Source organism: Methylomagnum sp. (assembly GCF_054333355.1).
On sequence record NZ_JBTEKS010000110.1, the window covers coordinates 1 to 12,017 of the forward strand.

12 protein-coding genes are annotated in these 12,017 nt (G+C 59.7%); all 12 read right to left on the reverse strand.

Translation table 11 applies throughout. The features are described 5' to 3' along the window. The coding region (locus ACXWUF_RS10455) for a beta-propeller fold lactonase family protein (protein WP_458494617.1) at nt 1–970 on the reverse strand (970 nt) is incomplete at its 3' end. Nucleotides 971–979: 9 nt separating this feature from the next. Further along, nucleotides 980–1,513 (reverse strand): SRPBCC family protein, encoded by a 534-nt coding sequence (locus ACXWUF_RS10460; RefSeq protein ID WP_458494618.1) that lies wholly within the window; start codon nt 1,511–1,513, stop codon nt 980–982. A 66-nt stretch (nt 1,514–1,579) separates the two neighbouring features. Then, a complete protein-coding gene (sbcB, locus tag ACXWUF_RS10465) occupies nt 1,580–3,022 on the reverse strand; it encodes an exodeoxyribonuclease I (RefSeq protein WP_458494619.1) in 1,443 nt (480 codons plus the stop codon). 181 nt (nt 3,023–3,203) lie between these two features. Beyond that, nucleotides 3,204–3,599, reverse strand: coding sequence for a CBS domain-containing protein (locus ACXWUF_RS10470; protein ID WP_458494620.1), 396 nt, complete (start codon nt 3,597–3,599; stop codon nt 3,204–3,206). An 83-nt stretch (nt 3,600–3,682) separates the two neighbouring features. Next, nucleotides 3,683–3,871, reverse strand: a complete 189-nt coding sequence (nqrM, locus tag ACXWUF_RS10475) for a (Na+)-NQR maturation NqrM (protein WP_458494621.1) — start codon at nt 3,869–3,871, stop codon at nt 3,683–3,685. A gap of 176 nt (nt 3,872–4,047) precedes the next feature. After that, nucleotides 4,048–5,268, reverse strand: coding sequence for an NADH:ubiquinone reductase (Na(+)-transporting) subunit F (gene nqrF, locus ACXWUF_RS10480; RefSeq protein WP_458494622.1), 1,221 nt, complete (start codon nt 5,266–5,268; stop codon nt 4,048–4,050). Nucleotides 5,269–5,283: 15 nt separating this feature from the next. Then, entirely contained in the window at nt 5,284–5,892 is a 609-nt protein-coding gene (nqrE, locus tag ACXWUF_RS10485) for an NADH:ubiquinone reductase (Na(+)-transporting) subunit E (protein ID WP_458494623.1), read from the reverse strand. Between the two features lies 1 nt (nt 5,893). Beyond that, complete coding sequence (locus ACXWUF_RS10490) at nt 5,894–6,571, reverse strand: NADH:ubiquinone reductase (Na(+)-transporting) subunit D (RefSeq protein WP_458494624.1); 678 nt, start codon at nt 6,569–6,571, stop codon at nt 5,894–5,896. 4 nt (nt 6,572–6,575) lie between these two features. Next, nucleotides 6,576–7,505 (reverse strand): Na(+)-translocating NADH-quinone reductase subunit C, encoded by a 930-nt coding sequence (locus ACXWUF_RS10495; RefSeq protein ID WP_458494625.1) that lies wholly within the window; start codon nt 7,503–7,505, stop codon nt 6,576–6,578. Continuing rightward, nucleotides 7,498–8,703, reverse strand: a complete 1,206-nt coding sequence (locus tag ACXWUF_RS10500) for an NADH:ubiquinone reductase (Na(+)-transporting) subunit B (RefSeq protein WP_458494626.1) — start codon at nt 8,701–8,703, stop codon at nt 7,498–7,500. The genes ACXWUF_RS10495 and ACXWUF_RS10500 overlap by 8 nt, the downstream gene beginning before the upstream one ends. Continuing rightward, complete coding sequence (gene nqrA, locus ACXWUF_RS10505; protein ID WP_458494627.1) at nt 8,703–10,121, reverse strand: NADH:ubiquinone reductase (Na(+)-transporting) subunit A; 1,419 nt, start codon at nt 10,119–10,121, stop codon at nt 8,703–8,705. Before nqrA ends, ACXWUF_RS10500 begins: the two co-directional genes overlap by 1 nt. 755 nt (nt 10,122–10,876) lie before the next feature. After that, nucleotides 10,877–12,017, reverse strand: a 1,141-nt coding sequence (locus ACXWUF_RS10510) for an AAA family ATPase (RefSeq protein WP_458494628.1), incomplete at its 5' end; no start/stop codon positions are given.

Sequence of the window (12,017 nt, forward strand, 5' to 3'; positions counted from 1 at the left end):
GGATAAATTCCCCAAACGCCCGGCTGCCATCGCCCGTGACGATGGTCTTCTCCACCTTCAAGGTTTCGGCGTTGACCACCGACACCGTGTTGTTGAACCAGTTGGCGACGTAGACGTGCCGGTCGTCCGGGTGGCTGGCGATGCCTTCCGGGTATTCGCCGACCTGGACCGTGCCGATGGTTTCCAGCGTGCCGGTGTCGATCACGGAAAGCGTGTTGTCGTACTGATTGGTGACGAACAGCTTCGTGCCGTTCAGGGCGGGCGCCAGGGCGTAGGGCCGCTCGCCCACCTTGATGTTCTTCACGAAGTGCAAGGTGTCGGTCTCCACCACGGACACGTCGTTGCTTTCCACATTGGCCGTGTAGAGCCGCTTGGCCTGCGCGTCCAGCGCCAGGCCGAAGGGATGTCGGCCCACCGGCACGGTTTTCTCGACTTCCAGCGTCTCGCCGTCGATGGCCGACACCGTGTTGTCCTCGCGGTTGGCGACGTACAGCTTGGCCCCGTCCGGGCTGAGGATGACGCCCGCCGGGTAATGCCCCACCGGAATCCGCTTGACCACCCGCTTTTCCGCCAGATCGAACACCGAAATGTAATGGCCGTAGAAGTCGGCGATGTAGGCCCGTGCGCCGTGGGCGTCGATGGCGAGGCCGAGCGGGCCTTGTCCCACCGGCACGGTGGCGATGGTTGCCAGGCGGTGGCCGTCCAAAAGGGTAACGTCCTTGCTGCCGGGGTTGGTGACCACGACTTTCGAGCCATCCCGGCTGGCCGCGACGCCGGCGGGTTCGGTGCCGACCGGGAGGGTTTTGACCACCGCGCCGCTCGCCGTGTCGATGACCGAGACGTTGTTGTCCCGCTGGTTGGTGATGAAGGCGAACGGCTCCGCGTTGGCCGAGCCGCTGCCCAATAAAAAGAAAACGGTGGCCGAGGCCACCGCTTCCCGTTTCAATCCGCGTATATCGAGGCGAAACATGATGATCGGTCAGTGCTTTTCGGCGACCGCCTTGAGGTTCGCCAGCGAGTCCTTGACGACCTTTTCCACGGCGGCCTTGGCGGCGGCCTCGTTCTGGCCTTCCGGCGGGTTGTTGTTCAGGAACCAGCGGTAGAACGCGGCGTTCCATTCCACCTTGGTGCCCGCCCCGGCAGGTTCAACCTTGATGGTGGAGGAGTAATTGTTGACCGGGAACACCGCCGGGTCGGTGGGGTCTTCGACCTTGTACTGGAGCACCTTCTTTTCGGCGTCCAAATTCTTCAACTCTTCCTTGAGGGTGCCGCCGCCCTTTAGTTTCAGGTCACGGATGGCGCCTTTCTCGGTGCCGCCTTGGGTGGTGGTGCTTTCCACGACGGGCATCCACTTTTCAGGATGGGCGTAGTTACCCACCAGCGCCCACACGGCTTCCGGTGCCGCGCTAATTTCGACCGACTCGCTGACTTTTTCGCGGGTGGGGCCGTGGGCATCGGCCAGACCGGCCCAAAGCAGGGTCGTAGCGGCGGCGGTAATCAGCAGTTTTCTCATATTATTTCCTCCCAAAAGTTAGGTCACGCAAAGGGCGCAAGTATAAGGCAAAACCCTTTTTCGGCGTTATGGGGCTATTTCCCGAAGATATTCCCACAGGCTGGCAACGATTTCCCGCTGCCGGTTCGTGGGATTCGGACGCGCCTCCAATTCCCGCAAGGTCGCTTCGTAATCGGCGCGAACGATGCTGCCGCCGCCGCCCGGCTCGTTGATTCGTCTGAGCCGGAACGCCTCCCAGCGTGCCATTTCGTCGGCGCTCAGCGTCTCGGGATAATTGCGGGCGCGGTAGCGGAACAGCATTTCCGGCAAGCGGGGGTCTTCAAACGGTGGCCTTGCCTGGCTTAACTCCGCAGGACTCAGGGTATGTAGCCGGTTCATCAAGGTCCGGTCCCGGTCGCTGAAAAAACCGCCGTCGTAGAGCATCGTGTCGGGGTCGGGTTCGCCCTCGCTGGGTGGCGCGGTGTCCAGGATGGCGCGGATTTTTTTGGCGAGGTCGGGCGCGTGCTTCAAGGCGTCGAGGTGCTTTTCGCAGCGTCCAAGGTCCAGCCCAAGTCGTTCGACATCTTGGGGCCGCAAGACTGTCATCGGGGCGAGGACGGGGCATTTGTTGAGATGCACGGTCTTGAGGTTCAGTCGCTCCGCGCCCGCCGGGAGTTTCGCCACCGGGGTGAACACCCGCTCCCGCAGGGTGTCCGGGTCGAGGCTGAGCAGGGCGGTGGGATCGTCGGACAGATCATACGTCACCACGCCGTTGGGATTGCGCGGATGCCAGGCCAGCGCCACCACGACGGCGATGCTGTGCTTCTCGCTGGAAAATTTTTCCGAGGCGTGAACCACCGGCTGCATCGTGCCCAGCCCGAGCAGGTCCGCCGCCTGCCGTTTGCCGCGATTTTCCAGTAGGAACCGGAACAGCTTCGGCTGCTTATCCCGCAGCAAGCGGGCCATGGCGATGGTGGCCCGGACATCGGCCACCGCGTCGTGGGCACCGATGTGGTCAATGCCGTTGGCGGCGGTCAGCAGCTCCAGCCTCATGCTGAGCCGCCCGGTGTCGTCCCTGGGCCATTCGATGCCGTCCGGGCGCAAGGCGCGGGCCAGCCGCAATGGGTCGATCAAGTCCCAGCGGGAATTGCCGTTGCGCCACTCACGGGCGTAGGGGTCGAAGAAGTTCCGGTATAAGGCATAGCGTGTGACCTCGTCGTCGAAGCGCACGCTGTTATAGCCCGCCACACAGGTGCCCGGCACCGAGAATTCGTCGTGGATGGCGGCGATGAACTGGGCTTCCGGGACGCCTTCCCGCAAAGCTTGTTGAGGTGTGATGCCGGTGATGAGGCAGGCTTCTGGCACGGGCAGGAAATCCGGGGCGGGCTTACAAAACAGGGAAAGCGGCTCGCCGACGGGGTTCAGGTCGGCGTCGGTGCGAATCCCGGCGAATTGGGCGGGCCGGTCCCGACGCGGATCGGCCCCGAAGGTTTCGTAGTCGTACCAGTAGAAGGACTCTTGGCTAGACATGGGGGTGGTTCATCGTGCGTGCAGGGCGGGTTATCGCCCTTCGGTTGACCGCTCAAAACGAAGCCGTTCAGCCTTCGACATCCCGGCATGAACGGCTTTGTTTTTCGGTGGGTTAGGCGCGGTGTCGGACTGAAGTCCGACCTACACAATGCGCCGTAGGCCGGGCTTTAGCCCGGCACACTTACCAGACTTTCAGCAACGCCTTGAGGATGTCCACCCGGCTGATGACGCCAACGAGGTGGCCTTCTTCCACCACGGGGAACTGGCGGAGACCCGTCTTGGTGAACATATCCGCCACCTCGGCGATGCTGGTCTCGCCGTCCACGGCCTGGAAGTCGGTGGTCATGAATTCGGCGATTTTGCCGGGCATTTCCTCGTGGTACGCCGCCGCGAGGGTAATTTTCATGCACTCCACCTCGGAGAACAGTCCGACCAGTTTCCCCTTGGCGTCCACTACCGGGGCGCCGGTGATTTTGTGGCTAATCAACTCCCGGATGGCGGCGAAAACATCCGTCTCCGGTGAAAAAACCGCCGGCTTGGCGGTCATGTGCTCACGCACGGTCAGATTGGCAAGCATAAGTCCTCCTGTTGTTCGTCGTTATTGCTGACTATTCCGAACCAAGCCGCCCATTAACGGAAGCGACTGGTTCGGACCAAACCTTACTGGTTTTGCGCCGCCATGGCTTCCAGCTTGCGGCGCTTCTCGCATTTTTGCGTGCAGATGCACTCGCCGCCATTGTTGACGCCGCCGCAGGTGCCCTTGATGGCGTCGCGGCCAAAGATGACGCCCACCGACATCAGGGTGATGACGACGGCGATGATGGCGAAGGTAATTAGGAAAAGGGTCATGGCTGGGCCTCCTTGATGCTCTGTAGTATTCAGGGCGCGAATCCCGCCGAAGCGCGAGCCGCGTGGGTGGGGAGGAAATTTACTCCTTTCCGCAAAAAATAAAAGCGGAGGGTGCCGAAACACCCGCCGCTTCTTTAAGTTGGGTAGGTCGGGTTTAAACCCGACCCACCAAAACATCAGCCGCCGAAATCGTCCAGCATGATGTTCTCGCGATCCACGCCGATGTCGAGCAACATCTTGATGACCGCCGCGTTCATCATGGGCGGGCCGCACATGTAGAACTCGCAGTCTTCCGGTGCCGGATGGTTCTTGAGGTAGTTCTCAAACAGGATGTTGTGGATGAAGCCCTTGTAGCCCGTCCAGTTATCCTCCGGCTTCGGCTCGGACAAGCCGATGTGCCAGGTGAAGTTCGAGTTCTCGGCCTGCAAGGTGTTGAAATCGTCCACGTAGAACATTTCCCGCAAGCTGCGCGCCCCGTACCAGAAGGTGATCTTGCGGTTGGTCTTGATGCGGCGCAACTGGTCGAAGATGTGCGAACGCATCGGCGCCATACCCGCGCCACCACCGACGAACACCATTTCCTTGTCGGTCTCGCGGGCGAAGAACTCGCCGAACGGACCCGAGATCGTCACCGGGTCGCCCGGCTTCAGGTTGAAGATGTAGGACGACATGATGCCCGGCGGAATCTCATCGCGGCCCGGCGGCGGGGTGGCGATACGGACGTTGAGCATGATGATGTCGCTCTCTTCCGGGTAGTTCGCCATGGAGTAGGCGCGGATGGCCGGTTCCTTGACCACGGCCTTGTAGCGCCAAATGTTGAACTTGTCCCAATCCTCGTGGAAGCGTTCTTCCACGGCGAAATCGCGGAAGTTGGCTTCATAGGGCGGACATTCGATCTGGATATAGCCACCGGCCTTGAAGTCGACGGTCTCGCCCTTCGGCAGTTCCAGCACCAATTCCTTGATGAAGGTCGCCACGTTGTTGTTCGAGCGCACCGTGGTCTGCCACTTCTTGACGCCGAACACTTCATCATGCACATGAATCTTCATGTTCTGCTTGACGGTGACTTGGCAAGCCAGCCGGTCGCCGTCCTTCGCTTCGCGCTTGGTGATGTGCGACAGCTCGGTCGGCAGGATATCACCGCCGCCTTCATGCACTTTCACTTTGCACTGACCGCAAGTGCCGCCGCCGCCGCACGCGGAGGAGACGAACAGGTTGGCGTCGGCGAGTCCGGTCAACAGCTTAGCGCCGATGGGCACATGGATGGTCTTCTCATCGTTGATGAGGACGTCCACGTTGCCCGAGGCCACCAGCTTCGACTTGGCGCCCAGAATGACGAACACTAGGGCGATCACGATGGCCGTGAAAAACAATACACCTAAGATAATTTCCAACATCGTTTATGCCCTTCCTTACAACTGGATGCCCGAGAAGGCCATGAAGCCCAGGGCCATCAGTCCGGCGGTGATGAAGGTGACGCCCAGGCCACGCAGACCCGGCGGCACGTCGCTGTATTTCAGCTTCTCGCGCACGCCAGCCATCAGGACGATAGCGAGCGCCCAGCCGAAGCCGGAACCCACGCCATAGACCACGCTTTCCTTGAAGTTGTAGTCGCGCTCGATCATGAACAAGGAACCCGCCAGGATGGCGCAGTTCACGGTGATGAGCGGCAGGAAGATACCCAGCGCGTTGTAGAGCGCCGGGAAGAACTTATCCAACACCATTTCAAGGATTTGCACGATGGCCGCGATGACGCCGATACAGGCCATCAGGGCGATGAAGCTGAGGTCGACGCCTTCGATGCCGGCCCAGGTCAGGGCGTTCTCTTTCAGCAGATAACCGTAGATCAGGTTATTGGCCGGGACCGTCAGGGTTTGCACGATGACCACGGCGATGCCGAGGCCGATGGCGGTTTCGATCTTCTTGGAGACAGCGATGAACGTGCACATCCCCAGGAAGAAGGACAGCGCCATGTTCTCGATGAACACCGATTTGATGAACAGATTGATATAGGCTTCCATCTTAGTGGGCCTCCCCGTGAACGATGCCGTGGGCGGGTTGGATGGCGAAATCGGCCTTTTCGACCTGCTTCGGCTTCCAAGCACGCACGGCCCAGATAATCAGGCCGATCAGGAAGAACGCGCTCGGCGGCAGCAGCAGCAGGCCGTTCGGGACGTACCAGCCACCATCTTTCGCCAGCATCAGCACGTCGATCCCCAGCAGCTTGCCGGAACCGAACAGTTCGCGAACCACGGCGACGGAGACCAAAATCAGGCTGTAGCCCAAGCCGTTGCCGATGCCGTCCAGGAAGCTTTCCCAGGGCGGGTTCTTCATGGCATAGGCTTCGGCGCGGCCCATCACGATGCAGTTGGTGATGATGAGTCCGACGAAGACGGAAAGCTGCTTGCTGATTTCATAGGCGAAGGCTTTCAAGAGCTGATCCACCACGATCACCAGCGAGGCGATGATGACCATCTGCGCGATGATGCGGATGCTGCTCGGGACGTGGTTGCGGATGAAGGCGATACCGGCGCTGGAGCAGGCCGTGACCGCAGTCAGCGCCAAGCTCATGATGAGCGCCGTGGACAATTGCGACGTGACCGCCAGCGCGGAACAAATGCCCAACACCTGCAAGGTGATGGGGTTGTTGTCCACCAACGGTTCGACAAGAACTTTCTTGTGTTCTGCGTTAATGCTCATGGGGTTATCCTCTTGCGGTTCTAAGCTTGGCGAGATAAATGCCGTAGCCTTCCCGGCCCATCCAGTATTGGACTAGGTTGCTCACGCCCCGGCTGGTGAGGGTGGCACCGGCCAGCGCGTCCACCTGGAACTCCGAACCGGGCTTGCCGGGTTCCACCGAGCCTTTCACCAGACCCAAGGCCACTTCGCCGATTTCGACAGCCTGACCCTTTTCGGTCAGGTTGCTTTCGTGGATTTCCTTGCCGGTGAAGTTGTAGACCTTCTTGCCTTTCCACAAGGCTTTCCATTTCGGATTGACCACTTCGCCGCCGAGTCCGGGGGTTTCCGCTTGGTCGTACAGGTTCATGCCGACCACGGTTTGAGCATCGGCTTCCAGCGCGATGAAGCCGAACATGGTGGACCACAACCCGTAGCCGTTGACCGGCAGGATGATGGACTTAAGCGCGCCGCCTTCCTTCACCAGATAAATCTTGGCGTACTTGGGCTTGCGCTTGATGCTGGCGACATCCTTTTCCGGCGGAATGGCGTCGCTCATCCCCAAATCCTTGGCGGCCTTCCATTGGTCGTAGGTTTTGGCGTCCACCGAGTCGATGTAGTCGCCGGTGGCGAGATCGACCACCTTGGTTTCGATGTTGTTGAACACCGTGTCCACGTCGGTGCCCGGCTGCAAGAGGCCCGCGACTTCCAGGATGTTGACCTTTTCGTCCCGCGATTTGTTGATTTCCTGCAAGGGCTTGAGGGCCACGGCGGAACCGGCCACCACGACGGCGCCCGCGAGGCACAGCCACAGGGCCACCATCACGGTCTTCTTGAAGCTGTCGTTGGGCAGGTCGAGGATCGGCTGCGCGTAGCGCTGGGCCAGTTCGATATAGCTCGCCACCTTGTCCTTGAGACCGGGGGCGGCTGGAGTGCTGGTATTGGCTGAATTAGGCATGACGTCTAACCCTTCTGCTGATGTTGGCTTTGATGACGGCGTAGTCGATCAGCGGGGCGAAAATGTTCGAGAACAGAATCGCCAGCATGATGCCCTCGGGGAAGGCCGGGTTCACGACGCGGATCAGGATGGTCATGAAACCGATCAAGGCACCGAAGATCCAGCGGCCCGTGTTGGTGTGCGCCGCGCTGACCGGATCGGTGGCCATGTAGACCGTACCGAAGGCGAAGCCGCCCAAAGTCAGATGCCAGTACCAAGGCATGGCGAACATGGCGTTGGAATCGCTGCCGATGACGTTGAATAGGGTGGAAGTGGCGATCATGCCAACCAGCACGCCCGCGATGACCCGCCAGTTGGCGATGCGGGTGTAGATCAGGAACGCCGCGCCGATCATGCAGGCCAGGGTGGAGGTTTCACCCATGGAGCCTTGCTCGAAACCGAAGAAGGTGCCCCACCAGGAAATGCCAGCGGCTTGAATCGCCGCCACACCGCCCAAAGCCGCATGGCCCAGCGCGGTCGCGCCGCTGAAGCCGTCCACGGCGGTCCACACCGCGTCACCCGACATGGAAGCCGGATAGGCGAAGTACAGGAAGGCACGGCCAGTCAATGCCGGGTTCAGGAAGTTCTTGCCGGTGCCCCCGAAGATTTCCTTGCCGATGACCACACCGAAGGAGATACCCAGAGCCACCTGCCACAAGGGGATGTCCGGCGGCAGGGTCAGGGCGAACAGGATGGAGGAGACGAAGAAGCCTTCGTTCACGTCATGCTTGCGGACCACGGCGAACAAGACCTCCCAGATGCCGCCCGCCACCAGGGTGACGATATAGACTGGCAGGAAATACAGGGCGCCATGAACCAGATCGGAAATGGGATTGTTCGGGTTGAAGCCGAAGACGTTCTGAATGACGCCTCGCCAATTAGGAACCTCAGTCAGCCCGAGCGCCTGCATGGCCGCATTGGCCTGATAGCCCGTGTTGAACAGCGCCATCAACATGCAGGGCAGCGCGGCGATCCACACGTAGGTCATCACGCGCTTCAAGTCCACCGCATCGCGGACGTGGGCCGAGCCGTGGGTGACATCGGGGGGGCTATAGAGAAAGGTATCCACCATCTCGTAGACGGGGAACAGCTTCTCGAACTTCCCGCCCTTGGCGAAGTGCGGGTGTAGCTTGTCTAAGAATTGTCTGGTAGCGGACATTAGCCTTCCTTCTCGATTTGGGTGAGAGACTGTCTGAGCACCGGACCGAAGTCGTGCTTGCCCGGATCAACGAAGGTGCATAGCGCCAAATCCTCCTCGTCCAGTTCCAAGGCACCCAGGGATTGGGCCATGTCGGTATCGCCCACCACCAGGTAACGCAGCAACTGAGTCGGCAGGATGTCCATCGGCACCACCTCCTCGTACACGCCCACCGGCACGATGGCGCGGGGGCTGCCATACTTGGTCGAGGTGAATGCGAACTTGCGGCCCCGCTCTTTCGGGAGGCTCGACAGCAGCACATTCAGGAACGAGAACTTCTCGCGGGACGGGATGATCCAGCCCATGAATTCCCGCTCCCGGCCTTCTTCGATGAGAGTGACCTGATTGTGGTAGCGCCCGAGATAATCGGCCCAGTCCTCGGCCTTGCGCCCGTGCAGCACCGAACCGGAAATCACCCGCAGCTCCTTGTCGCCAGCGGCGTTGGCCGACCCGGCGTCGCCGAACAACTCGGTCCGCAGGCGGCGAATGCCTTCCGCGGTCTCATCCCTGACCAAGTCGCTCAGGCACGCACCCACGCGGGTTCGCACCAAGCGGGGTCGCACCGCCAAGGTGCCCGCTAGGGACACCACGCGCTCGACATTCAAGCGGCCCGTGGTGAACAGGCTACCGATGGCGATGACGCTCTGATAATCCAGGTGCCAAACGGTCTTGCTGGGACCGACCGGGTCGAGGTGGTGGATATGGGTGCCGACCAGTCCGGCGGGGTGGGGTCCGTCGAATTCGGCCACTTGGACCTTGTTGACATCGCCGGCGGTGAAGGCCTGGCCCGGCGCTTTGCATAGATAGACCTTGCCTTCGGTCAGCTTGGCGATGATGGTCAAGCCGTTTTTGAAATCCTGCGCCCGTTCCGCGATGACGACTTCGGGATTCGCCGCCAGCGGATTGGTGTCGATGGCGGTGACGAAGATGGAGCGGGGCGTGGCGGCGGGATCGGGCACCTTGCTGTAAGGGCGAGTGCGGAGGGAAGTCCACAATCCCGAGGCGAGCAGGTTGTCCTTGACTTGCTCAACGGTCAGGTTGGCTAGCTCGGACTCGGCATAAGAAGCGAATTCAACGCTGTCGTCGCCATCCAGTTCGACGATGACCGATTGCAGGACTCGCTTCGCGCCACGGTTGATGGCCTTGACCACACCGCTGCCAGGGGAGGTATAAATCACACTGGGGTATTGCTTGTCGGAAAACAGCGCGTCGCCCAGTTTGACCCGGTCTCCTTCCGCGACGCGCAGGGTCGGCTTCAAGCCAACATAATCCGGCCCGAGCAAGGCCACCGATTTCACAGCGCCGGCGTCGCCGTGAATGGCCTGCTCAGGCTCTCCCGTAATGGGGAGATTCAACCCCTTCTTTGTTTTGATTAGCATAAGTAACGCCTATGGATCGCACAAAATAACGGCCAAACCATCCCCTGTTCGCACGCCCATTGGGTTGGTTCAACGAAGGTCGTGGCGGGGGGGATGTAGAGATTTTGAATGGTTCCGGGCACACCAACGGAACGCAGTGATTTTTCCCAACGCGGCACAAAATTCGTAAATATTGCGCAACGACAGGCTCACTCAGCGCGGCCCTAAAACTACGTAAACCAGTCAGTAATTAGAACACAAAAGACTATACGCCTCAACGAAGCGAGTCTTTGAGTTTGAAGGGAAAACAGCGCATTTCCTGGCGAGGAAGGACGGCGGCGGAGACCAAAACGACGGGCAAAAAAAGCGGGCTTCGGCAACGCCTCAGCCCGCAACACCATCCCAGAGGATTAAAAACACACTTCGGTCAGCCCGATCCCTAACAGCCCCCCGGCGGACCCCGTTGAAAACGCTGTTAAACAATGTTTTCAACCTTGGGTGTAAGAATACCGAAAGCAGCTAGGCGCGATTTGATTCAAATCAAGCTTTCACATGGTTTAAGCCGAATTTGATGAACTTCAAGGATTGGCAATGACGCAGCCCCAACTCGCCTTGCCGACAGCCTATCCATGGATACTTCCCGCCTATCATTGTGGCCCCGCCACGCTGAAATAAAAGGCTTTAAAAAAGATTTCCAAAACTATTCATTAATAACCAATTCCCGATTAAAGAAACCCGGCATGGATCAAATTTAGGTCGGACATTCAATCATCCGATCAATCACGCCAATCCTGACGACAAATCTCATCCACCGCGAACTCTCCATCCATATCAACCTTCCGTACGCCATCCCATTCATTTTCGGCCAGCGGTTCCCGCCGTGCCGTTTGATACTCAAGCACAGACAAATCAGCCTCTGAGGGATCGTTTCCGGCGGCGGCGCGGGCCAGAATCCGTTGCCTCAAAACATCGTCCGACGCACGGCAATCAAGAATCAGGAAATCCGCCCCGCACCGTTCGGCCAGCCGCCGCTGTTCGTTACGGTGATCGCGCTTGATGAATGTGGCGTCCACGATCACCGAATATCCGGCCTTGAGGAGGGCCTCCGCGAGTTCAACGAGACGGCGGTAGGTTTTTTCGGTCATGTCCGCGCCGTAAATCCCGTCGGCTTCCGTCGAGTGGCTGCGTGCCCCCGCCGCGAATCCGGCTAGGCGCTTGCGTTCCACATCGGAGCGCAAGTGAATGGCGGGTAGATATTCGGCAAGCCGGGCCGAAAGACGGGACTTTCCGCTACCGGACAATCCATGGGCAATAAACAGGCGGGGTTTCTTAGGCTGGATGAGATTAAAGCCATAATCGACATAAGCATGATAGCGGGCCAGTAACTCCACCATTTGATTGGCTTCATCCATCTGTATTCGAGAAAGCCAAGCGATTTTGGCCCGTACCATGGCCCGGTATAGCCGGTAATAATCGAAAAGCGCCATGCCTTCATAGTCGCCAGTCATTGCCAAGTAATGGTTAAGTAATCGCCAAGCCAGGCCAACGGCACCATTAACCTCCAAGTCCATCACCAGGAAAGCCAACTCATTCAATATGTCTATCCAACGCAAATCCTCGTTGAACTCAATGCCGTCGAATAGGGTGGGACGCCCGCCAGTTAAAACGATATTGCCAAGATGAAGGTCGCCGTGGCATTCACGGATATATCCCCCGCTTTTGCGCCGCTGCAAAAGGGATTCAAGGCGGGCGTATTCGGCGTTCGTCCAAGCGCACAAGCCGTCAAGCCGGGCGCGGTCGGCGGGGTCGTCCAAATGTGGCCGGACGGTGGTGAAGTTGAATTCGACGGCTTGGCGCTGATGATCCGGCAGGCCGTGACCGTCCTCGGGCGTGGCGCGGGCGATGCTGGCGTGGAAG

What these genes read in the sequence shown, in the direction of transcription:
- ACXWUF_RS10460 (WP_458494618.1), bottom strand. Translation starts at nt 1,513, where the DNA reads ATGAGAAAACTGCTGATTACCGCCGCCGCTACGACCCTGCTTTGGGCC.
- nqrE (WP_458494623.1), bottom strand. Translation starts at nt 5,892, where the DNA reads ATGGAAGCCTATATCAATCTGTTCATCAAATCGGTGTTCATCGAGAAC.
- sbcB (WP_458494619.1), bottom strand. Translation starts at nt 3,022, where the DNA reads ATGTCTAGCCAAGAGTCCTTCTACTGGTACGACTACGAAACCTTCGGG.
- ACXWUF_RS10470 (WP_458494620.1), bottom strand. Translation starts at nt 3,599, where the DNA reads ATGCTTGCCAATCTGACCGTGCGTGAGCACATGACCGCCAAGCCGGCG.
- nqrF (WP_458494622.1), bottom strand. Translation starts at nt 5,268, where the DNA reads ATGTTGGAAATTATCTTAGGTGTATTGTTTTTCACGGCCATCGTGATC.
- ACXWUF_RS10500 (WP_458494626.1), bottom strand. Translation starts at nt 8,703, where the DNA reads ATGTCCGCTACCAGACAATTCTTAGACAAGCTACACCCGCACTTCGCC.
- ACXWUF_RS10490 (WP_458494624.1), bottom strand. Translation starts at nt 6,571, where the DNA reads ATGAGCATTAACGCAGAACACAAGAAAGTTCTTGTCGAACCGTTGGTG.
- nqrA (WP_458494627.1), bottom strand. Translation starts at nt 10,121, where the DNA reads ATGCTAATCAAAACAAAGAAGGGGTTGAATCTCCCCATTACGGGAGAG.
- ACXWUF_RS10495 (WP_458494625.1), bottom strand. Translation starts at nt 7,505, where the DNA reads ATGCCTAATTCAGCCAATACCAGCACTCCAGCCGCCCCCGGTCTCAAG.
- nqrM (WP_458494621.1), bottom strand. Translation starts at nt 3,871, where the DNA reads ATGACCCTTTTCCTAATTACCTTCGCCATCATCGCCGTCGTCATCACC.